Origin of the sequence: Pseudomonas bubulae (assembly GCF_037023725.1) — a bacterium.
GTDB classification, from domain to species: domain Bacteria; phylum Pseudomonadota; class Gammaproteobacteria; order Pseudomonadales; family Pseudomonadaceae; genus Aquipseudomonas; species Aquipseudomonas bubulae.
The window spans coordinates 3,253,365-3,276,675 of record NZ_CP146077.1 but is presented as its reverse complement, the minus strand read 5'-3'; the positions used below and the strand labels follow the sequence as shown (position 1 = coordinate 3,276,675).

Below are 23,311 nucleotides of genomic sequence, written 5' to 3'. Positions count from 1 at the left end.
ACCGGGCTATCGAAGCACTCTATGGATCTGCGAAATCACCTGCATCGTTGCGTCTTCGATGGTTCCCTCATTACGGCATAAAACCCAGCCGTGATCTGCAATCGCCCGCTCGAACGCCTGGGTACAGGCAACATGTTCTTCCAGCTTATGGATCACCGTACTGTTCAGCCCTCGCGAGCGGGCCGCTGCCCTCGCCCATGAAATATCAGGGTCGGTGACAACCCCGACATGCAGGTCCGGGACTTGCACGTTTCGATCAATGTTCAACTGCAGAATCTCTGCAAACGGGATTATCCGGCGAAATGCGGCATCAGAGGGGTACCAGCGATCAATCAGGATGATGCTGTCGGGTGGCTGCTTAGCCAATACGTGCCGGGATATCCAGGTACGGCTGTCAGCAAGGCGTTCACAAACCCGCAACTCTAATTCCCGGCCGGGATTTCTGACGAGTTTGTTGACGAGGGCCATTGTTTCACCTCGATAGGGATCGCTTTTTTTCTCGCAAAGCCGGATCACCTTTTTGTTGTCTGCCCTCAGAGCTTTGGTGACGGCCTCCAGCAGTGTGGTTTTTCCAGCGCCCTTGGGCCCATCCAGAGAAACAAACAGCGCACGGTTCATTCTTCACTTAACAATTGATTCATTGATGAGCACTCTAACCTGAATAGGTACCAACGGGCCTGAAAATTACAGGCTTACAGCCGCTGCAGCCAAAGCCGCCAACCAGCAATCATCGCGTTTCACACCGCCACCACCACCCGCTCGACCGCAACACCCTCCCCATCCAAGCGTCGGGCCAGCAAACAGGTGAACGCCAGTACCGGAATCACGGCACAGGCAGCGGCTATCCACAACAGCATCGTGTAACCCTGACCCACCAGTTGCCCGGCCAGTGCCGGCCCGGCCATGGAGCTCAAGGCAAACGCGCCGGGGATCAGCATGATCGAGCGGCCACTACGGTCCAGCCGTGCAATTGCTGCTGTCTGATAAACGCAGCCCCAGGTGAAACCTACTTCCCAGATCCATGCGCCCGCGGCATACATCACAAAGCCTTCGGCATTGCCCAGCAACAACAGCCCGGTGCCCAGCACCAGCATGACGATGAGATGCGGCACGCGTACGCCCAGGCGGTCACCGACCGCGGCCAGAGTTAGTGCTGCGGCCCCTCCCAGCAGTTTCAATACGGCAAAAACGATACCCAGTTCGCCCGGTTGCAGTGCCAGGCCATGGCCCAGTCGCTCCAGGAAAGCCCACAGGCCGATTTGCCCGGCGCCGAACAGGAAGAAAAACCCCAGCGCGGCATAAGCCGCTGGCGGTAATTGAAAACGTGACAACACCGAGCCATTACGGGGTGGTGTGTCTCTTCCGATAAAGTCCTCGCGCCTGGGCAATGCCAGGGCACTGGGGCTCAGCAGCAGGATGATCGCTGCGAGCATTACTACGGCACCGGTGTAGTGGAAATACGCGATGACCAGCGAAGGCAGCGCGAATAACACGGCTGCCACCAACCCCAATTCAATGCCCAGGCGCAAGCCCAGGGCGCGCTCTTTGTTGGCCATTTCGCCCATGATACGCATGCCCAGGCAGGTCATGAGTGCGGCAAAAAAGCCAATCAGCGCCCACAACGGCAACTGCGCCGTGGCGGGCAGCCATGACGTCATCCAGTACGCTGCAGCCGCGCCAGTGGCGCAGCCCAGCGTCAGCCAGCGCCAGTTCAAACGGTCGATCAGCACGACGGCCATCAGGGTGCCCAGCAGGTAGCCGGCAAAACAAACGGCACCCAGCAGGCCGACCCGTTCGACACTGAAGCCCAGGCTGTCAACCATCGAGCCAAGCAGGATCGGCAAGGTATTGAACGGCAAGCCGCCAATGGTCGAGGCGAAGCTGGCGGCCAGCATGATCGCCATTGTCTTGCGGCCACTCATGTTCATTGCGCGTTCCTGCCCGGAGTTGATCAGCGATGGTCGACGGTGATGATTTCACTGCGCCCGGCAGTCGATGCCGGCACGCTGTCTTCGTCCATAAAGAACTGGGCGTACCAGTCGCGCAGTTGATAGACCGGACCATCACCTTCAGCCAGCACCGGTTTGTCGACCCGGATCTTGTGCTGCCAGATCACCACGTCCTGATAGAAAGCATCGCGATTACGCAGCACATAATCCTGGGCCAGCGCCCTGCTCTGCTCTTCGCTCCAGCCCGGGATCTTTTTCACCATGCAACCAAAACGCAGCTCGAAACTGTTGGCGTCGATCGGGACGTGGCAGTTGAGCAGGATCGAGTGAATTTCCATGCCCTCGAACACTGCGCGCATGCGGGTAAAATGCGTCGCCGGGCCGTAATAGGCAGACTCGGCAACCAGGTCCCCGCCCAGCCGGTCCGAGTCGCCGTGGAAAATCTGCTGGGCAATATGGCCTTCGAAAATATTCGCGAAGTACTTGGTCGGCGTGCCATGCACCGGGCCGAAGTGCTGGGCGTCCGCGAGGTTGTCGACCAGTTCCCGGGGGTTGGTCTCAATGACCAGTTTGTCCATGTGCCAGTCATGCAGCCATTCATCGCTGTCCTGCTCCGGCAAATGCGGGATCACCACATTGTCTGCCGGGGCCTTGCCCTCAGGGTTGTTCCACACGAACAGCAGGTTGTTTTCTTCACAGGTCAACCAGCGGCGGGTTTTGGCCTTTGGCGGGATCCGCTTGCAATATGGAATCTCGACGCACTTGCCACTGGCGTCGTATTGCCAATGGTGAAAGGGGCACACAACCCGGTCGTTTTCCAGGGTGCCTTGTGACAGATCGGCGCCCATGTGCGGGCAATGGGCATCGATCACGCTGATCTCGCCACTGGCCGTGGCAAACGCCAGCAAGCGTGTGCCGAAAATATTCAGTGTATGGAGCTGGCCATCACGGTAGTCGGCCGCATCACCCAGGCAATGCCAGCCCCGGCCAAAGCGAGGTGCCAGAATACTGTCAACATTGATTGCAGCGAGTTTGGTCATTGTTATTGTCCTCGTGTGAAAATCCCCGGTCCTATGCCCGCTGGATTTTCACCGAACCCGCTGCCGTCCTCATCCTCCGCATGGACTAACAATGCCTGCTTTCAGGCACTGTTTTGCGTCAATCCGGTTTTTTTTCTGCTGGCCTTGGCGCCGGGCAATAACGCCAGCCCTGGCTTGCCCAGGGCAACCACACTGTTGAGGATGATGCGCACCAGTTCGGTCTGGCGGCGCACACCGGTCTTCGAGAAAATCGAGCGCAGGTGTGCCCTTGCAGTATTACGACGCACATTCAACGCCTCGGCGGCTTCCTCCAGGGACAGGCCATTGGCCAGTTCCATCGCCAGGGCGGTTTCAGCCCGGGTCAGGTTGAACAGCTGCTTGGTCAGGGTTTCGCTGGCCATGGACCGTCCTGCAGCGTCGCGGATGTATACCACCACCCCTGGGGTGCCTTTGCCCTCGGCCCAGTCCTGAGTCGCAATGGCCTCGACCACCACCCCCAGGTTGATCTGCCCCGAGGGCCTGGAGACTGACATGGCTTCAGCCTGCGTGCCTTCCTGCACATTGCCGGTGTCACGGTTAAAGGCGTTGCGGACCAGGCGCTGCAGTTCGCGATTGTCGCTGGGGTAAGTCGCCTCAAGGTGTCCGCCAACCAGTTTGAGGCCGTCTGCCTGCTCCAGCAGTTCGCTGGCCATCGGGTTCAGGCTCAGGACCTTGCCCTGTTGATCCAGCACAATGGTGGCCACCGACAGGCGACTGATCGCCTGCGAGTACAGCTCGGTCATCGACTCGCTGCGGTCGATCAGGTTGTGCACATGCATGGCACGGCGCAAATGCGGTATGAACATGCCACACAGGCTGCGTTCACTGGCACTGAAGTTGGGCGCGGATTTTGGCCGGGTAATGCGAAAGCGCAGCTTGCCGCCATCAGGCGTGGAAATATCGGCAGCCATGATGTGGTAGGTGTCGTGCACGGTGCCATAGGTCTTGAAGTAAGCCGAGCGGGTCCACTGTTCCTCACTCATCAGGTCGTCGACAGTGAACACCCGGTCCATTGGCGGGTTGTTGAATGGCGTGAGCGCTTGTGGGTAGGCCCAGTAACTCACCTCGCCTTCGCGCTCAATGTCACCCACTACGATCATCAGGCCCAGGTCAGGTTGCTCGGGGACGCGCAAGATCAGGATGACATAGTTGGCCTGGTACAGATTGCGCACATGGCGCAGGGTCTTGGCCATCAGCCTGGGCTCCAGCGAGCCGTCGTAAAACTCGCCGATAAGGCTGTCATACTCGGTCAGGTTCAAGCCCATGTCTGCCAGGGTCTGAACACTCAAGCCGCTATTATCCATCGCCCTCTCCTCACGGGACACCGCCTGGGCCCTGCCCGTTGTTATTGTTATGTCGTGCCTGACTGAGGTTTACCGACAGTCGCTGTAAACGGTATGCGGGGCATCGTGCAGAAGACCTGCCCCGCAGGCCGACCGGTCACTGGCTGGTGTCCCCGACAAAAGCGGCCAGGCCAATGCGCTCCAGCACCTGTGCGCTGTACGGCACATAGCTGCGGCTGCTGTCATCACGGATAAACAGCGGGTCGCTGAATGCTGCAGGGGCATAGCCCTGACGTTGCAGGTCGACCTTGCGCAACTTGAAGGTACTGGTCAGGTCAGCCGCTGCCGATACCCGTACGAACACCGGGGCGGCGTAACGCGGCAAGCGCGTTTCGGTCAATGCATAGAACGCCTGCGGGTCGAAGCTGCGGCCCGGCTGCATCAACACCGCCGCCATACCGGCGCGCCCCTCCTGCCCGGGTACTTGCACGCCATAAATGTTGATCAGCTCAAGGCCTTCGAAGTCGCCCAGCGCAGCCGCCACCTCAAGGGTGGAAACGTTTTCACTTTTCCAGCGGAAAGTGTCGCCAATGCGGTCGATAAAATACAGGTAGCCGTCCTTGTCAAAACGCAGCAGGTCACCTGAACTCCAGTAGGCATCGCCCTGGCTGAACACATTGCGACGAATCTTGCTGGCAGTCGCCTCGGCTGAGGTATAACCCTCGAAACGCCCGCCGCCGATGTCGGGATGGTTGATGATAAAACCCAGGGCCTCACCCACCTCGCCCGCCTCGCACAGCTGGTAGAAGCCATTTTCGTCCCGTGGGTGGCTGTCGGTTTCAACGTCATAGCGCACCAGGCGCAAGTTGCTCTTTTCCCAGTACGGCACACGGCCGCAAGCCCCCAGATAATTGTCGACATTGACCACATTGGTGTTGGACTCGGTGGAGCCCCAGCCTTCAAACACTTGGATCGGCCCGAAACGGCGCAGCCAGTTCTGCCAGCTTTCGCGGGTCAACCCGGCGCCGAGCATGCAGCGCAGACCGTGGTCACGTTCACCGGCCACCTCGGGCTGGTTGAGCAGATAGCGGCAGATTTCACCGATGTACTGGAACACGCTCACATGATGCTTGCGCACATCATTCCAGAACTCACGGACACTGAATTTGCGCCGTACCACAATGGCTGCACCGGTTTTCAGCGCGGTGGACGTCACTGACGTGGCGGCTGCACCGTGATACAGCGGCAAGCAGCAATAGAACACGTCATGGGCGGTGGTTTGCAGGGTGATTTCCATGATGTCACCGGTCGACATCCAGCGCATATGGCTATAGCGCGCCGCTTTCGGCAGGCCGGTGGTGCCCGAGGTGAAGATCAGCAGGCACGGGCTCTCGGCCCTCAGGTCGGCGCGCACATCACGAGGGAATGGCATGGCGGGGGCTGTGGCCAGTGCTTGAGCCAGTCCGGTATCGACCTGTGACGGCATGGCCCCGGTCCATGGCTGCTCGGCATCCGCTACCAGCCATAAGGGCAGCGGTGGCAAGCCTTGAGTCGCAAGCACATTGCCCAGCACCTCTTCGCCGACCAGCATGGCCTTGGCATCGATCGCCTGCAGCGCGTGCACCAGTGGCCGGCCGCTGACCTGGGTATTGACGAAACCCGCCACCACGCCGAGCTTGGCCAGGGCGAACCAGCAACAGAAGAACTCCGGGCGGTTCTCCATCGCCAGGGCGCAGACATCACCCGGACGCAGGCCGCGGGCATACAGGACATGGGCCAAACGGTCGGCGCGGGCATTGATCAGGGCGAAACTGAGACGCTGTTCGCCATAAATGATAAAGGGCCGTTCGCCGTGACGTTGCGCCTGCTCTTCGAGGCGATCGGCAAGGGTGTAGCGATCGGCCGGTTTGATCCGGGCACTGGCGGCGGCCCGCAAATCGAGAATTGCCTGCGTCTGCTCCCGTGGCACAACTGCGCGTTCGGCACTGGACAGCAGGGTTGCGTTGTTGAAATCGTTCATCCTTATCTCCGATATTGGGGCCACTGCGTAACTCAGCGTTGTGTGCGCGGCATGCCCAGGCCGAACTGGGCAATCAGCTCGCGCTGGATCTCATTGGTGCCACCGCCAAAGGTCAGGTTGACCGATGCCCGCACCTCATATTCCAGCTCGCCAAGCAGATAAGCCGCTGCCGAACCGGCCCGGGTCAGGCCACTGGCACCCAGGATGGCTGACAGCTTGCGCAGGATCTCGATCGCCGACTCCGAGCCGTAGACCTTGGTGGTCGAGGCCAGTGCGACGTCCACACGGTCGCGTTCAAGGTCGGCGGCAATCCGGAAATTGATCAGGCGCATCGCTTCAAGCCGGGCATAACACTCGGCCAGATCGCGCTTGACCCAGGCCACATCGGTGGCGCGGTGGCCCTGCTCATCGGCGCAACGTGCCCACAGATAGACGCGGTTGAACAGGCTGACCACTTTGTCGGACCAGGCCCCCAGGCCCAGGCGTTCGTGGTTGAGCTGAGCCGTAATCAGTTTCCAGCCGCCATGCAGCTCACCCACCAGCATGTTGCGTGGCACCCGCACATTGTCGTAATAGGTGGCCGCCGTAGGGTTGCCGGAGGTCGGGATCAGGGTGCTGGAAAACCCTTGGGCAAGGGTGTCGAGAATCAGGATCGAAATGCCCTTGTGACGCGCCTGCTCGGGGTCGGTACGGGCCGCCAGCCAGATGAAGTCGGCCGCATCGGCGCCCGAGGTCCAGAGCTTGCTGCCATTGACCACAAAACCGTCGGCATCTTCACGGGCGGTGGTTTTCAGTACCGCCAGATCGCTGCCAGCACTGGCTTCGGAGTAACCGATGGCGAAGTTGATGTCCCCGGCGGCGATCCCTGGCAGGAATTTATCCTTTTGCAACGCCGAGCCGTGGGCCATCAGCGCCGGGCCAACGGTACTGATGGTCACGAATGGCAGTGGCGCACCGGCGATATTGGCTTCTTCAAAGAAAATCAATTGCTCGGTAGGGCCATAACCCTGCCCGCCATAGGCCTTGGGCCAGCCTACCGCCAGCCAGCCATCGCGACCGATTTGCGCGATGGTGCGGCGAAACAGCTCGCCACCTTCGGTACCGCGCATCTGCTGGCGCAGCTCGGGAGTCATCAGGTTCTGGAAATAGTCCCGGACCTTGAGTCGCAATGCATGCTGTTCAGGGGTGAGATCGACAAACATGGGGACGCGCCTCCAGACTGTTAGAAAACGTGCTTGTGTGCGGCTCACTCTAAGGCTGTCTGCGCCCCGCCGCTTCGTCTGTATGGACGAACAAAACAACCGTCTGCCAGGATCAATCCCGAGTGATCTGCGCCAGCATTGCCGCCTCGAAATGCTCGCTATAAGGCGGCAGCAAGCCCCATTCGCCGCGCGGATCGTGGTCGGGTGCCTTGAGTACGGTGCGCAGGTGGCTGAATTCAAGGAACCCTTCACGGCCGTGGTAATGGCCCATGCCCGAGCCGCCGATACCGCCGAACGGAGCATCATGCAAGGCGGCATGCATCATCACGTCATTGAGGGTGACGCCACCGGACAGGGTGTGCTCCAGCACATGACGCTGTTCAAGGGCATCGTTGCCAAAGTAGTAGAGGGCCAGTGGCCGTGGCCGGTCATTGATATGCGCAATCACCTGGTCGACCTCGTCGTAGGGCAGCACGACCATGGCCGGGCCGAAGATCTCTTCGTGCATGATCAGGCTGTCTTGAGGCGGGTCGATAACCAGTTGCAACGGACGCCGACGGTTTTGCATATCGACCGCTTGCGCATAGGGCAGGCTTATCACCCGGGCACCGGCCTGACGGGCCTGGTCAACCAGATTTTCCACCCGGGCCAGATGTTGTGGGTTGACCACGGCAACTACATCCGGGTTGTCGCTTACCTCGGGGATGAACCCGCGGTAAGCGCCAGCAAAGGCATTGATAAACGCCTCAAGCTGCTCACGGGCAACGTAGACCAGGTCCGGGTTGATGCAGACCTGACCGCTGTTGGTGGTCTTGGACAGAGCAATGCGAAAGGCCGCCGTGGCCAGATCCGCGCTGCGGGCAACGATCACTGGCGATTTACCGCCCAGTTCCAGTGTCACCGGCACCAGATTTTGCGCTGCATTACCCATCACCGAGCGGGCCACGGCGGTACTGCCGGTAAACACCAGGTGATCAAAGGGTTGCGCAGTAAAAGCCTGGGCCAGGTCGGCGCCGCCGGTGACCACCCCCACTTCCAGCGGGTCGAACAGTTCGGCAAACAGCCTGGCAACCAGCGCGGCAGTGCGCGGTACCACCTCCGAGGGCTTGAGGATCGCCCGGTTACCTGCCGCCAGCGCCGAAGCCAGCGGGCTGAGCAGTGTGTACAGCGGCGCGTTCCAGGTCCCCAGAATGCCCACGGTGCCCTTGGGCTGGTACATCACCCATGCCTGGGCACCGAGCTGATCATAGGGGCTGAAGACCTGTCGCGGTTCATCCTGCATCCAGCTTTCGAGGTGGTCCCGGGCGTGCTTGAGCGAGCCCAGTGCCCCCAGCACATCGTTCATCAATGAGAACCCCCGGGGGCGACCGCCAAAGTCGGCATCCATCGCCTCGGCCAGCGCCAGGTGGTGGTCCACCAGTATGTCGATTACCCGCTGGATTCGCGCCCGGCGCTGCGCAGCGCTGACTGCGCCCTGAGCGTTGAACGCGGCTTTCTGCTCAAGCAACAGGGCTGCCAGACCATCAGCGCAAGAAATTGCACAACTCATTGATGCCTCCTCAACTGAACAAGGGCCCGCACAACACCCTGAGCGAAAGCTAGCCCGATCCTGCGTGCAAGCGCCTCGTCCAAGTGGACGAGTAAGTCAGAGTGGCCCCGTAACCTGTACACCCCGCCGAGGGCGAAGGTTTCCTCTGGTTGCGGTTGTCCCGCGCTTGGATTAACGTTCAGTCCAACTGCCAACGTGACTTGAATCCCGTCACTACCTGCCCTTTCAGGAGGGCTGTCGGATGCAACGGTGTTTGCCGCTGAGTCTGCTGTTCATTGCCCTCGCAGGTTGTACCCTGGGGCCTGACTTTGTTCGTCCCGAAGTCGCTGCGGATGCCGGTTACTCCACGCACAACCTCACGACCACCGCCCGGGCCGATATCGACGCTGGCGGCGCTGCGCAACGCCTGATTGCCGGCATGGATATACCCGGGCAATGGTGGACACTGTTCCGCTCGCCGGAATTGAACGCCCTGGTGGAAGAGGCCTTGCGCGCCAACCCGGATATCAGCGCCGCGCAAGCAGCATTGCGCCAGGCCAATGAGCAGGTGTATGTCGATCAGGCTTCCTTGTTTCCCGTCCTGAACGGCAATTTGTCGAAAACCCGCCAGAAAGTCTCCGGGACCACATCCGGTACGGCGTCGTCGCCGATTCTCACACTCAGCTCCGCGTCACTGAGCGTGTCCTATGCGCCGGATGTCTTCGGCGGTACGCGCCGGCAGATCGAGTCGTCCACGGCGCAAGCCGAGTACCAGCGTTTTCAGCTTGAGGCCACCTACCTCACGCTATCCACCAATGTGGTCAATACCGCCGTCAGCCTGGCGTCCCTGCGCGATCAGATTGCGGCGACCGGGCAAATCATCCAGCTACAGAGCGACCAGCTCGACCTGCTGCAGGCGCAGCGGCGCCTCGGTGCCATTGCCGATACCGATGTATTGACCCAGCAAACTGCCCTGGCGCAAACCCGCGCTACTCTGGCGCCCTTGCAAAAGCAGTTGGCGCAAACCCGGAACCAGTTGATGGCCTACCTGGGCAGGTTCCCCAATCAGGACAAGGGCGAGCGTTTCAACCTGGCGTCCCTGCATCTGCCGCAAGAATTGCCAGTGAGTCTGCCCTCGGCAATCGTCGAACAGCGTCCGGATGTGCGCTCCGCTCAGGCGCAACTGCATGAGGCCAGTGCCAATATTGGCGTGGCGGTGGCCAATCAGTTGCCACAGTTCAGCATTACCGGTTCATTGGGTTCCACGGTAGCCAGCGGCAGCACGCTGTTTTCCGCAGGCTCGGGTGTATGGAGCCTGGCCGGGGCAATTGCCCAACCGCTGTTCGATGCCGGTGCGCTTGAACACCGAAAACGGGCGGCGGTTGCGGCGTATGACCAGTCGGCGGCGCAGTACCGCGGTACGGTGCTTGCCGCATTCCAGGATGTGGCCAACGCGCTCAGGGCGCTGGAGGCCGATGCCGAGGCGCTCAAGCAGCAAGTGGCTGCGGAGCAGTCCGCCCAGGCCAGCCTTGCCCTGGTGCAGGCGCAGTACCGCCTGGGAGCGGTGGCTTATATCAACCTGCTCACGGCGCAGCAAACCTACCAGAACACCGTGCTCAGCCGGGTCCAGGCCCAGGCCGTGCGCTACAGCGATACCGCAGCGCTGTTCCAGGCTCTGGGCGGCGGCTGGTGGAACCGCAGCGACCCTGACCCCCAGGGCCGCCCTGACCGATTCGGCTTGCCGACCTGGCAAGAACTCATGCCGAGTCACAACAAGACCGCGCCCGCCAAACCCACGCGGCTCGACTGAATACCATTGAAACAGCGAGAACAACCATGGCTGACGTCAACAACGACTCACTCGCGCAACCCACTGCAAGGCGCAGGCTGTGGCGGCCGATGCTTATCATGATCGGGGTGGTGCTGGTGATTGTCGCGATCATCGCCGGGGTCAAGTTCGCGCAGATCTCAGCCATGATTGCCCAGGCAAAGCAGCCCTTGCCCGCCGCCGTCGTCACCGCCATGCAAGTACCGTTCGACGACTGGCAGCCGACGGTGACCGCCGTGGGCTCGATAAAAGCCGTGCGCGGGGTCGATGTGACCACCGAAGCGGGCGGCATTGTGCGCAGCATCGGTTTTACACCGGGCCAGGAAGTGGCAGCACAGGCGCTGCTGGTTCAATTGAATGCTGATTCGGACATCGCCCTGCTCCATTCGCTGGAAGCCACGGCGGACCTGGCTGCCATCGTCCTCAAGCGTGACCGCGCACAACTGGCGGTCAACGCCGTGTCCCAGGCGCAAGTGGACACCGACAACGCAGACCTCAAAGTCAAACTGGCCGCCGCAGAACAGCAGCGGGCGCTGGTGGCGCAAAAAACCATTCGTGCGCCCTTTGCCGGGCGTATAGGCATTACCGCTGTCAACCCCGGGCAATACCTCAACCCCGGTGACAAAATCGCCACGTTGCAAACCTTCGACCCCATCTATATCGACTTCAACGTGCCCCAGACCCAACTGGAAGCCATTGCCGTCGGCCAAAAAGTATCGGTGACCGCCGACGGCCTCTCCAACCAGACATTCACGGGGCGCGTCAGCACCATAGACACCCGCTTCGACCCGACCACGCGTAACGTCACGGTCGAAGCCAGCGTTGCCAACCCCGGGAAGAACCTGGTGCCCGGCATGTTTGCCCGCGCAGTTGTCGACTCGGGGGCGGTGCTGCGCTACCTGACCGTGCCACAGACAGCCGTCACCTATAACCCCTACGGCACCACCGTTTTTATCGCGCTGTCGAGCAAGAACGACAAGGGTGAAGACGTTCTCACGGCACAACAGACCTTTATCAAGACCGGACCGACCCGTGGCGATCAGGTCGCCATCCTGTCCGGTGTGAAGGAAGGCGACCTGTTGATCACCAGTGGTCAGATGAAACTCAAAAATGGCTCACCGGTGCAGATCGACAACAGTGCTGCGCCGCTCAACGATGCGGCGCCAATGCCTCAAGAACATTAAAGGTGACCCATGAAGCTCACCGATACCTTTATCCAGCGCCCGGTCTGGGCCGTAGTGGTTTCGCTGTTTATCCTGATCCTGGGGCTACGTTCGATCTTCGAATTGCCGGTCAACCAATGGCCGCGAACCGAAAATGCGGTGGTCACTATTACTACCGCCTACTACGGCGCCGATGCAGCCACAGTTGCCGGGTTTATCACCCAGCCACTGGAGTCGGCGATCGCCCAGGCCCAGGGCATCGATTATCTGTCTTCGTCGAGTATTACCGGGGTCTCGACCATTACCGCCACGCTGCGGCTGAACTTCGACGCCAGCAAGGCCCTGACCGAGATCAACACCCAGGTCAACTCGGTCAAGAACCAGCTACCGGCCCAGGCCCAGGAACCGGTGCTGTCGGTTGCGGTGGGGCAAACCACGGATGCCATGTACCTGGGGTTCTACAGCGACACCCTGCCCACCAATAACATCACCGATTATCTGGTGCGGGTGGTCAAACCCAAGCTCGACTCGATCCAGGGCGTGCAAACCGCAGAAATCCTCGGTGGGCGCCAGTTCGCCCTGCGTGCCTGGCTGGACCCGGACAAACTGGCGGCCCATAACGTCACCGCCCAGGACGTAGTCGCGGCGCTGGCCAACAACAACTACCTGTCTGCCGTGGGTTCAACCCGCGGGCAAATGGTCACGGTAGACCTGACGGCCGGAACCGACTTGCACACGGTGGATGAATTCAAGCGGCTGGTGATCAAGAACAACGACGATGCCCTGGTGTACCTGGAAGATGTCGCCACTGTGACCCTGGGTGCAGAAAGCTACGACAGCAGCGTGGCGTTTTCCGGCAAACGTTCGGTGTTCGTCGGTATCAAGGCCGCGCCCAATGCCAATATCCTCAGCGTTGCCAGCAGCGTGCGCGACGCCTTCCCCGAACTGCAAGCGCAATTGCCTGCAGGCGTGCGCGGCGAAATTGTTTATGACTCCACGGCGTTCATCAATACTTCGATTATCGAGGTGGTCAAGACCCTGGCGGAAGCTTTGGTCATAGTGTCGGTGGTCATCTACCTGTTCCTCGGCTCATTCCGCGCGGTGATAGTGCCACTGGTGGCGATACCGCTGTCGCTGGTCGGCACCTTCTTTGTCATGTATCTGCTGGGTTACTCGATCAACCTGCTGACCTTGCTTGCATTGGTTCTGGCCATTGGTCTGGTGGTGGACGACGCGATTATCGTGGTGGAAAACGTCGACCGGCATATCAAGGAACAAGGCAAAAGTGTATTTGAAGCCGCGTTGATGGCGGCGCGTGAACTGGGCGGCCCGATCATCGCGATGACGGTGGTGCTGATTGCCGCCTATGTGCCGATCGGGCTGCGCAGCGGCTTGACGGGGGCACTGTTCAAGGAGTTCTGTTTTTCCCTGGCCGGTGCGGTAACGGTATCGGCAGTGGTGGCCATGACGCTGTCACCGATGATGACCTCCCGGCTGTTGCAACCCGGGCAGGATGAAGGTCGCTTCGCGCGCCGGCTCGATCAGTGTTTTGACTGGCTGCGCGGGCGTTACCATCGCGTTTTGTCAGCCGGTCTGGATAGTTGGCCGGTGCTGGTGACCTTTGGCTTTGTCCTGTTTGTACTGGTCGCCGCCAGTGGCATGACCGCCAAAAGCGAACTGTCACCGACCGAAGACCAGGGGCTGGTGTTCATGATGATCAAAGGCCCGCCGACAGCTGCACCGCAACAGATGGAGCGCATTGCCGACCAGGCGTTTCAGATCGCCAGCAAGGAGCCTGAATACGCGCAGATGTTCCAGCTGACCGGGCTGCCCGCCCTCAATCAGGGCCTGGGCGGGGTCTTGCTCAAGCCCTGGAGCGAACGCACACGCTCCCAGGCTGAGCTGATCTTCGATCTTCAGCAAAAATGGAATCAGGTGCCGGGGGCCACCGTCGCTGCCTTCCCATTGCCTTCGTTACCGGGCGCCCAGGGATTGCCGGTGCAGTTTGTGATCACCACCACCGACTCGGTAGAAAACCTCAATGAAGTGGCTCAGGCCGTGATGGCCGAAGCCCAGAAGCAACAGCTGTTCTGGTTTGCCGACATGGACCTGAAACTGGACAAACCGCAGGCCAGACTGGTGGTCGACCGGGAAAAAATTGCCGCACTGGGCATGACCCAGGCAGATGTCGGCGCAGCCCTGTCAGCTGCATTGGGTGGCAACTACGTCAATTACTTCTCGACCGCCGGGCGCTCATACAAAGTCATCCCGCAAGTACTGCAGGTTGACCGGCTCAACCCCGAGCAGATTCTCGATTACTACATCCGTACGCCCGCCGGTGTGATGATCCCGGCGCGCACGGTGGCGCATATCGAGACCTCGACACAACCCGAGTCGATCAATCACTTCCAGCAGTTGAACTCGGCGACCCTCTCGGGCGTCAGCGGTGTGGCCCAGGGCGAGTTGCTGGCCAGGCTCAACACTATCCTGAACGATATTGCGCCCTCGGGTTACACCTCGGACTTTTCCGGCGAGTCGCGTCAGTTCATGCAAGAGTCCGGCGGCTTTGTCGGCTTGCTGCTGTTCTCGATATTAATCGTCTACCTGGCCCTGGCCTTCCAGTTCGAAAGCTTCCGCGATCCGGTGGTCATTCTGTTCTCGGTGCCGCCGGCACTGTTTGGTGCGCTGGCCTTTATTACCATGGGCTTTGCCTCGATCAATGTGTACACCCAGGTGGGCCTGGTGACGCTGCTGGGGCTGATCACCAAACACGGGATCCTGATCGTGCAGTTTGCCAACGAGTTGCAACGCGCAGGTCGCAGCAAGCGCGAGGCCATTGAAGAAGCCGCCGCCGTGCGTCTGCGGCCGATCCTGATGACCACGGCCGCGATGGTACTGGGCGTGGTGCCGCTGGTCTGGGCTTCCGGTGCCGGGGCTGCAGGGCGCCATGACATGGGGCTGGTGATCTTCGCCGGGCTGTCTATCGGCACCCTGCTGACGCTGTTCATGGTGCCGGCGATGTATATGTTTATCGGTTCCAGCCATCACCTCCAGGCTGCACGACCCTCGACAGGTCCGCGCGGCGGATGAATACAGGGGGCAAGGTTGACAGGGTCGCATACGTGCTCTAGGTTGACGCAAACGTAAACGTAAGCACAAAAACAAGCCAAAACAATAATTATAAGAGAGCCACCCATGAGCACGATGGCGATACTGATATCCCTTCTGTTGTTGATGTTTTTCGCCTACCGGGGCGTGACGGTTTTGATCCTGGCGCCGTTGATGGCCGCGCTGGCCGTTCTTCTCAGCGGGGCAGCCGCAGATATCATGCCCACCTTTACCCAGCTGTTCATGAAGGAGCTGGGGCTCTATGTGATCAAGTTTTTCCCCCTGTTCATACTCGGTGCCCTGTTCGGCAAGCTGGTCGCCGACTCCGGAGCAGCGCATACCATCGCTGACTGGTTTATGCGCAAACTCGGCCATCGCCATGCAATTCTCACCGTAGTGCTGGCCTGTGCGCTGTTGACCTACGGTGGCGTATCGCTGTTTGTGGTGGCCTTTGCCGTATACCCGATCGGGGCGGCAATTTTTCGTGAGTCCGGCACGCCAAAACGCTATATGCCAGCGGCCATCGCGCTGGGGGCCTTTACCTTCACCATGACCGCGCTGCCTGGCGCACCGTCGATACAGAACTCGATTCCCACGGCTTATCTGGGCACCACCACCTTCGCCGCCCCGGGCCTGGGCATCATCGCGTCGATCGTCATGCTGTGGATGGGCAGCTGGATGCTGCAATCGCGAGCCCGCAAGGCCATGGCCAAGGGTGAAGGCTACGGCCCCCATGACGACGAAATTGCGTCGAATGCCAGCATAAAAAAACCCGGACTGCTCGTAGCCCTGCTGCCGATAATCGTGGTGATCGGCCTGAACGCGGCGTTCAGCTACTGGATCCTGCCTGCCCTGGACCTCAGCGTTTTGCGTGAAGAGCGCTTTGGCAATATCGACCCGGTGAGCGTCATAGGGCTGTGGTCCGTGCTGTTGGCCCTGATGTGCGCAATCGTATTTGTGATCCTGCTCAACTGGCGCCGCTGGGACAACCTGACGGTCACCCTCAACAAGGGCACCATCGGCGCCCTGCTGCCGATCTTCAACACAGCTTCGGAAGTGGCCTATGGCGCGGTGATCGCCGGTATGGCCGGATTTGCGCTGATCAAGGACACCATCCTCAATGTCTCGCCGGAGCATCCGCTGATTTCGGCCGTGCTCAGCATGAACGTGCTGGCAGGCATTACCGGCTCCTCGTCCGGAGGCCTGAGCATCGCCTTCCGCACCCTGGGCGCAGACTATCTGCGCATGATCGAAGCCGCGGGCATCAGCCCCGACCTGTTTCACCGGGTCGCTACCATTGCTGCCGGCGGCCTGGACACCCTGCCCCACTCGGGCGCGGTGATCACCTTACTGGCAATTTGTAACCTTACGCACCGCCAGTCCTACCCGCAAATTTTCATGATGACGACCGTTGTGCCCATGACCGCCTTGCTGGTGGTCATGGTGCTGGGTTCAACGTTCGGCAGCTTCTGACCATGGCGCATAACAACAAGGACTCGACCATGAACACGGCACCTCTCTCTCCCAGCGACCCGCAACGGGATGCTTCGCAGCGTTTCAATATTGCCCGGGCTTGCTGTGACCGCTGGACTGACGACCCCGAACGCATTGCGATCATCCAGAAAAATGCCGATGGCACGGTTCAATACCACAGCTTTTTGGCCTTGCAACAACAGGCCAACCGCCTGGCCAACAGTTTGCGCGCACAAGGTATCAACGCAGGTGACAGGGTCGGGATCATGCTCCCTCAAGGCCTGGAGGCCGGCACCGCCCATATCGCGCTGTACAAGCTGGGCGCCATTGCGGTTCCGCTGTTCAAGCTGTTCGGTGCGGACGCCATCGAACATCGCGCTTCGAACTGTTCAATGCGTGCGCTGATCACCGACGCCAGCGGCCTGCAGAAGATCGACGGAATTCGTGCCGGCCTTGCCCACTTACAGCTGTGCTACGTTATCGATGCACCCGCGCATCGTAATGACGTGCTTGATTACCATGAGCAACTGCAGTGCCACAGTGACCAGTTCGAGACCCTCGATACGGCGGCCGAGGATCCGGCACTGATCATCTACACCTCCGGCACCACCGGCCATCCTAAAGGCGCTTTGCATGCCCATCGCGTGTTGCTCGGGCATTTGCCCGGCGTGCGCAGTTCACACGACGACTTCCCCCAGCCCGGTGACCGGATGTGGACCCCGGCAGACTGGGCATGGATTGGCGGGTTGCTCGATGTGCTGCTACCTGCCTGGTATCACGGCGTGCCGGTGGTGGCCCACCGCGCTGACAAGTTTGTACCTGAAGACGTATTTGCCCTGATTGAAGCATTGCAGATTAAAAATGTCTTCTTCCCGCCCACCGCCCTCAAGCTGTTACGCCCTGTCGAAAACCCGCAACAGCGCTGGCATCTCGCGCTGCGGTCGGTTGCCAGTGGTGGCGAGTCACTGGGTGATGAACTGCTGGCCTGGGGCGACCAGGCGCTGGGCGTGCGCATCAATGAATTTTATGGCCAGACCGAATGCAATCTGGTGGTGTCCTCCTGCGCCAGCCAGGGGATCTACCGCCCCCATGCCATTGGCCGCGCGGTCGAGGGGTTTGACGTGGCCATCGTCGACGACTATGGCGTGCCCGTGCCCACAGGTGGTTCAGGGCATATTGCCGTGGCCACGCCCAACGGCAGCCAGATGCTGCGCTATTGGGAAAACAGCCAGGCCACTGCCGAGAAATACCTCAACGGCTGGCTGGTGACGGGCGACAAGGGCTCGATGGATGAGGATGGCTATATCTTCTTCCTTGGACGCAACGATGACGTCATCACCAGCGCAGGCTATCGCATCGGACCGACCCCCATCGAAGACTGCCTGATCAAGCATCCGGCGGTGAAAATGGCGGCGGCTATCGGCAAGAAAGATCCGATTCGTACCGAGGTGGTCAAGGCGTTTGTCGTCCTCAACCACGGCTACGCCGCCAGCAACAACACCATACGCGAGCTGCAGGCGCATGTTCGCGCACAACTGGCGGCCCATGAGTACCCCCGTGAAATTGAATTCCTCGACGAACTGCCCATGACCACGACGGGCAAAATCATTCGCAAGGCCCTGCGCGAACTGGAAGAACAACGTACTGCGATGGAGCTGCAAGCATGAATTTTCTAGGAAAGGCTTTCGACGAAATTACCCGGGGCGAAACGTTTGGCCAGTCGCTGACCATCGATGCGTCACACATCAGCCGTGCCTGCGGCATGTTTGGTGACTTCAACCCGTTGCACAGCGATGCCCAATTTTGTGCCAGCAGCCGTTTCGGTCGACCGATCCTGCATGGGCCAATGACCAGCGCCTTCATGTCTGCTTCCATCGGCATGTACTTCTACGGCACCGCCGTGGCCTACCTTGAGCATAACTGCCGGTTTATCGCTCCGGTGTTTGCAGGCGACACCCTGAGTGTCGAATGGACCATTACCGAAACCCTCGACAAACCCCGCAGCAATGGCGGTATTGCGATACTCAGCGGCTATTGCAGCAACCAGCGCGGCGAGCAGATTGCCGAGGCCAGCGGCAAGATTTTGCTCAGCAATCGGACGCCGGTTTAGACCTTTTCCAACAGCCCGGCTGGCTGTGAACATTGCCCGCCACGACAAGTCGGCGGGTCCTTGAGGATGAATATGATATGTCCCGGCTAACGACCTCTCTGCAAGACAGCGCCGCCCCCGATGGAGTCTGTTATGGCTGCGGCAGCCACAACCCTCACGGCTTGCATATCAAGAGTTACTGGCACGAAGACGGTGTGCATGTGATTGCCAAACACCTGCCGGACCCCAAATATTGCGGTTGGCCCGAACTGGTATACGGCGGCATGATCGCCATGCTGGTGGACTGCCATTCGAACTGGACGGCCATGGCTTATCACTACCGCATGGAGCAGCGCGATGCGGCCAGCCTGCCGCGGATCAATTGCGTCACGGGCAACCTGGGAATCAAATTTATCAAACCGACGCCCATGGGCGTGCCGCTGACCTTGCGGGCCCGGGTGGAAGGCGACGTGGGGCGTAAAACGCGGATTTTATGCGAGGTCTATGCCGGGGATGTGCTGACGGCGGTGGGCGATTCGATTTTCGTACGGGTCGACACCGGGCAACTGGCCACGGCAGCCCATGGCCGCGCTGCGGGTTAAAGCTGATCGGCGTGACATCATCGCGAGCAAGCTCGCTCCCACCCTGATTGCCAGCAGCGCAATCGGTGGGAGCTGACTGGTCCGGGATCCAGCCGTTATTTACTCAGGACTCTGGCGTCTTTGGTGCGGATCTCCTTGATTACCGCATTGACGCGATTGACCAGCACATAGTGGCCGCTGATTTGCACCCACTGTTCATGTTCATCAGGTTTTGGCAGGCCCCGGGCGTGCCAGTCCTTGATCGCCTCCGCGTCCCGGATGAATTGATCAGGCGCCTTGTCGCCGTTGCCATAGCAACTGCTCAGGTCCATGGACTCAGCCAGTATCTGCCCCGGCTTGCAGTCCCCGGGTTTGTCGTCATCAGCCTGTGCTGCGTAAGGCATGGCGCACAAAAGACCGGCCATTATTGATGCAGAAATCAAGCTGCGCATGTTCACCTCAACGTATGGGAGTACAGGCTTTATGGACAAGCCCTCACTGCAGTACGTTCCAATATCTTAATCAAGAATATTGATCACGAGATCAGCAATGACGATTGGACTGCACTTATAGCTTGAGGTGAAGTAACCACAAGGCCGCTGAAAATAATAAACGGCCATTTGTGGAGAACAGCATGTCATTCAATATCAACAGCTTCAAGCTTGAGGGGCGTCGGGCCCTGATCACCGGATCAGGCCAGGGTATCGGGCTTGAACTGGCCCGCGGCCTGGGCGCAGCTGGCGCAACGGTGGTGATCAACACTCGCAATATCGATAAATCTCGTGCCGTGGCCGCTCAACTGCGCGACGAAGGGCTGAAGGCTGAATCCGTGGCCTTCGATGTGACCGACCGCGAGCAATTGCTAGCCGCGATCAACACCTTTGAGAGCGATGTCGGGGCCATCGATATTCTGGTCAACAACGCCGGCATCCAGCGTCGTGCGCCACTGGAGGACTTCAGCGCCAGCGACTGGCACGACGTGATGCGCACCAACCTGGACGGTGTGTTCCATGTTTCCCAAGCTGTTGCGCGGCACATGATCGCCCGCGGTCGCGGCAAGATCATCAATATCTGCTCGGTGCAAAGCCAGCTGGCACGCCCGACCATCGCCCCTTATGCCGCCTCCAAAGGCGCAGTGAAGATGCTCACCAAAGGCATGTGCGCCGAGTGGGCACGGCATGGCATCCAGGCCAATGGCCTGGCCCCGGGCTATTTTGCCACCGAAATGAATCGCGCCCTGGTCGATAACCAGGAGTTTTCCGAGTGGCTGTGCAAGCGCACCCCGGCTGGCCGCTGGGGCCGGGTTGATGAGCTGTGCGGAGCCGCGGTGTTCCTGGCTTCGCCGGCTTCGGACTTTATCAACGGGCAAACCCTGTTTGTGGACGGGGGCCTGACCAGCGTTGTTTGACCCGCACCTGAAAAACAATAACAAGGAACACCCCATGAGCACGCTTAAAGAACCAGCACTGCCCTTGAGCGAGATCGGCAGTGCGCAGGTCAAGACCCAGGGCTTCGCGACCAAACGCTGGCTGTATCTGATCCCGCTGATATTCATTACTTACAGCCTGGCCTACCTGGACCGGGCCAACTACGGCTTTGCCAGTGCGGCGGGCATCGAGCAGGACCTGGGCATCACCAAGGGCATGTCCTCGCTGATCGGTGCGCTGTTTTTTCTCGGTTACTTTTTCTTCCAGGTACCGGGGGCGATCTACGCGCAGAAGTACAGCGTGCGCAAACTGGTGTTCTGGAGCCTGATCCTGTGGGGCTTTTGCGCCATGGCCACGGGGTTGGTGACCAATATCCCGATGCTGATGTTTATTCGGGTTTCCCTGGGCATTGTCGAAGCGGCCGTGATGCCGGCCATGCTGATTTTCATCAGCAACTGGTTCACCCGCAAAGAGCGCTCGCGGGCCAATACCTTCCTGGTGCTGGGCAACCCGGTGACCGTATTGTGGATGTCGGTACTGTCCGGCTACCTGATCCAGGCCTGGGGCTGGCGCGAAATGTTCATCATTGAAGGCGCGCCAGCGGTGCTCTGGGCCTTCGTCTGGTGGCGCATGGCGCGAGACAGGCCTGAACAGGTGAACTGGTTGACGCCACAGGAAAAAGCCCGACTGGCGGCGACCCTGGCTGATGAACAGAAAGGCATGCAACAAGTGCGCAATTACCGTCAGGCGTTTACCAGCCCTGTGGTGATCCAGTTGTGCTGTGTGCATGCGCTGTGGAGCATTGGCGTGTACGGTTTTATCATGTGGCTGCCGAGCATTATCAAACAGGCAGCGGCGGCGGACATCGTGACAGTTGGCTGGCTAAGCGCAGTTCCTTATGTCGCAGCGGTAGCGACGATGCTGGCTGTGTCCTGGGCTTCGGACAAAACCCAGCAGCGCAAACCCTTCATCTGGCCGCTGCTGGCCTTGGGGGCGCTGGCCTTCTTCTGCTCGTTCCTGCTAGGGTCTTCACATTTCTGGTTGTCGTTTGCTTTGCTGACTATTGCCGGTGCTGCACTTTACGCACCTTATGGGCCTTTTTTCGCACTGATACCGGAGATTATTCCTTCGAACGTGTTCGGCGGAGCCATTGGCCTGATCAATGCCTGTGGCGCTCTGGGGGCCTTTGTCGGCTCCTGGATCGTGGGCTACCTGATCGGCCTTACCGGCAATCCGGGGGCGGCGTATATCTTTATGACGGCCGGGGTGCTGTCTTCGGCATTGCTGATGGCCTGGGTGAAAGTGCTGCGCTAGACATATCCAGCTTTGAGAGTGTTTCTCAAAGGGGTGACAGCGAAACAGGGAATGTTATACAGTATCAGTACTTTATAACATTCCCTTGCCAGCGACCCTTCAATGACCCTCCCTACTCCCCCCTTGAATCAGCGCCTGCTGTCCATCGATGCCCTGCGGGGCCTGGTTATCCTCTTTATGCTGCTGGACCACGTGCGCGAGACATTCTTCCTGCACCGGCAAGTAGCCGACCCGATGAATATCGAGATCACCGACCCTGCACTGTTCTTCAGCCGTACCCTGGCCCATCTGTGTGCGCCGGTATTTGTCTTGCTGACCGGCCTGTCGGCGTATCTGTATGGCGAAAAGTATCAGGGCAAACGCGATGTTTCGGCGTTCCTGTTCAAGCGCGGGCTGTTTCTGGTGCTGCTGGAGTTCACTCTGGTCAACTTCGCCTGGACTTTCCAGTTGCCGCCGTCGGTGATCTACATGCAGGTCATCTGGGCCATTGGCGTCAGCATGATCGCCCTTGCCGCCCTGGTGTGGCTGCCACGCCCGGTTTTGCTGATACTTGGCCTGGGAATCATCGCCGGACACAATCTGCTGGATAACCTGCATTTTGCGGCGGGGTCGATGATGCATGTGCCCTGGGCGATTTTGCATGATCGCGGCTGGATTGAAGTGGGCGACAGCTTACGCATGCGCACGTCCTATCCGGTGTTGCCGTGGATCGGCGTGATTGCTCTGGGTTATTGCCTGGGCCCCTGGTTCACCCGCTCCACCCCACCAGCCTTGCGCCAGCGCTATCTGTTGCTGGCGGGCAGTGGCGCCCTGCTCGGCTTTATGCTGCTGCGTTTGTTCAATGGCTATGGCGAAGCCCCCTGGGCAAGCCATGACTCCGCCATGCACAGCGTGATGAGTTTTTTCAATATCACTAAATACCCGCCTTCGCTGTTGTTTCTCGCCTTGACCCTGGGTGTGGGCCTGTTGCTGTTGCTGACGTTTGAGCGGGCACAACAACGCAAGTGGATCAGCACCCTGGCCGTGTTTGGCGCAGCCCCGATGTTTTTCTATCTGTTGCATCTGTATGCACTCAAAGTGCTGTACCTGGCCAGTGTTGCCCTGTTTGGCTTGAATCAGGGCAACTATTTCGGTTTCGACAGTATCGGGGCGGTGTGGTTAACGGCCGTGCTGCTGGCCATTTCGTTGTATTTGCCGGTGCGCTGGTTCGCCAACTTGAAAGCCCGCCGGCGGGATATCACCTGGCTCAAGTATTTCTGATTCTGAC

18 protein-coding genes are annotated in these 23,311 nt (G+C 59.9%); 10 read left to right on the top strand and 8 right to left on the bottom strand.

Annotated elements, in window-relative coordinates; all coding sequences use genetic code 11:
• Positions 1-6: 6 nt before the first annotated feature.
• The 7 genes from V6L81_RS14905 to V6L81_RS14875 all read right to left on the bottom strand — a co-directional run bounded on the left by V6L81_RS14905 (position 7) and on the right by V6L81_RS14875 (position 9,082).
• Positions 7-618, bottom strand: a complete 612-nt coding sequence (locus V6L81_RS14905) for a dTMP kinase (RefSeq protein WP_095019163.1) — start codon at positions 616-618, stop codon at positions 7-9.
• A gap of 119 nt (positions 619-737) precedes the next feature.
• On the bottom strand, positions 738-1,928 hold the full coding sequence (locus tag V6L81_RS14900; RefSeq protein ID WP_338660100.1) for an MFS transporter: 1,191 nt from the start codon (positions 1,926-1,928) through the stop codon (positions 738-740).
• A gap of 23 nt (positions 1,929-1,951) precedes the next feature.
• Positions 1,952-2,989, bottom strand: a complete 1,038-nt coding sequence (locus V6L81_RS14895) for a Rieske 2Fe-2S domain-containing protein (protein WP_095000229.1) — start codon at positions 2,987-2,989, stop codon at positions 1,952-1,954.
• A gap of 101 nt (positions 2,990-3,090) precedes the next feature.
• Entirely contained in the window at positions 3,091-4,332 is a 1,242-nt protein-coding gene (locus V6L81_RS14890) for a LuxR C-terminal-related transcriptional regulator (protein ID WP_095026257.1), read from the bottom strand.
• A 136-nt stretch (positions 4,333-4,468) separates the two neighbouring features.
• Positions 4,469-6,331 (bottom strand): long-chain-acyl-CoA synthetase, encoded by a 1,863-nt coding sequence (locus tag V6L81_RS14885; RefSeq protein WP_338660099.1) that lies wholly within the window; start codon positions 6,329-6,331, stop codon positions 4,469-4,471.
• A gap of 32 nt (positions 6,332-6,363) precedes the next feature.
• Entirely contained in the window at positions 6,364-7,533 is a 1,170-nt protein-coding gene (locus V6L81_RS14880) for an acyl-CoA dehydrogenase family protein (protein WP_095019168.1), read from the bottom strand.
• Positions 7,534-7,645: 112 nt separating this feature from the next.
• A complete protein-coding gene (locus V6L81_RS14875) occupies positions 7,646-9,082 on the bottom strand; it encodes a coniferyl aldehyde dehydrogenase (protein ID WP_095019932.1) in 1,437 nt (478 codons plus the stop codon).
• 241 nt (positions 9,083-9,323) lie between these two features.
• On the opposite strand from V6L81_RS14875, the gene V6L81_RS14870 reads away from it, so the two are divergent.
• From V6L81_RS14870 to V6L81_RS14840, 7 genes are all read left to right on the top strand, one after another.
• Positions 9,324-10,871, top strand: coding sequence for an efflux transporter outer membrane subunit (locus V6L81_RS14870; RefSeq protein ID WP_338660098.1), 1,548 nt, complete (start codon positions 9,324-9,326; stop codon positions 10,869-10,871).
• 89 nt (positions 10,872-10,960) lie between these two features.
• Positions 10,961-12,073, top strand: coding sequence for an efflux RND transporter periplasmic adaptor subunit (locus tag V6L81_RS14865; RefSeq protein WP_338660690.1), 1,113 nt, complete (start codon positions 10,961-10,963; stop codon positions 12,071-12,073).
• Between the two features lie 9 nt (positions 12,074-12,082).
• Complete coding sequence (locus V6L81_RS14860) at positions 12,083-15,142, top strand: efflux RND transporter permease subunit (protein WP_338660097.1); 3,060 nt, start codon at positions 12,083-12,085, stop codon at positions 15,140-15,142.
• 105 nt (positions 15,143-15,247) lie between these two features.
• Positions 15,248-16,633, top strand: a complete 1,386-nt coding sequence (locus tag V6L81_RS14855; RefSeq protein ID WP_095000237.1) for a GntP family permease — start codon at positions 15,248-15,250, stop codon at positions 16,631-16,633.
• 29 nt (positions 16,634-16,662) lie between these two features.
• Entirely contained in the window at positions 16,663-18,300 is a 1,638-nt protein-coding gene (locus V6L81_RS14850) for an AMP-binding protein (RefSeq protein ID WP_338660096.1), read from the top strand.
• Positions 18,297-18,743 carry a MaoC/PaaZ C-terminal domain-containing protein gene (locus V6L81_RS14845; protein ID WP_095000238.1) on the top strand — a complete coding sequence of 149 codons (447 nt, stop codon included), beginning with the start codon at positions 18,297-18,299 and terminating at the stop codon, positions 18,741-18,743. Before V6L81_RS14850 ends, V6L81_RS14845 begins: the two co-directional genes overlap by 4 nt.
• A 77-nt stretch (positions 18,744-18,820) precedes the next feature.
• Positions 18,821-19,324, top strand: a complete 504-nt coding sequence (locus tag V6L81_RS14840; RefSeq protein ID WP_338660095.1) for a PaaI family thioesterase — start codon at positions 18,821-18,823, stop codon at positions 19,322-19,324.
• 95 nt (positions 19,325-19,419) lie between these two features.
• Here the strand turns inward: V6L81_RS14840 and V6L81_RS14835 are convergent, their stop codons facing one another.
• Positions 19,420-19,755, bottom strand: coding sequence for an RcnB family protein (locus tag V6L81_RS14835; RefSeq protein ID WP_095000240.1), 336 nt, complete (start codon positions 19,753-19,755; stop codon positions 19,420-19,422).
• Between the two features lie 182 nt (positions 19,756-19,937).
• Here V6L81_RS14835 and V6L81_RS14830 point away from each other — a divergent pair, with 182 nt between their 5' ends.
• The 3 genes from V6L81_RS14830 to V6L81_RS14820 all read left to right on the top strand — a co-directional run bounded on the left by V6L81_RS14830 (position 19,938) and on the right by V6L81_RS14820 (position 23,304).
• Positions 19,938-20,711: an SDR family NAD(P)-dependent oxidoreductase gene (locus V6L81_RS14830; RefSeq protein WP_095000241.1), complete on the top strand. Its 774-nt coding sequence runs from the start codon at positions 19,938-19,940 to the stop codon at positions 20,709-20,711.
• Positions 20,712-20,745: 34 nt separating this feature from the next.
• A complete protein-coding gene (locus tag V6L81_RS14825; RefSeq protein ID WP_095019175.1) occupies positions 20,746-22,044 on the top strand; it encodes an MFS transporter in 1,299 nt (432 codons plus the stop codon).
• Between the two features lie 102 nt (positions 22,045-22,146).
• Positions 22,147-23,304, top strand: coding sequence for a DUF1624 domain-containing protein (locus V6L81_RS14820; RefSeq protein WP_095019936.1), 1,158 nt, complete (start codon positions 22,147-22,149; stop codon positions 23,302-23,304).
• The last annotated feature ends 7 nt before the right edge of the window (positions 23,305-23,311 follow it).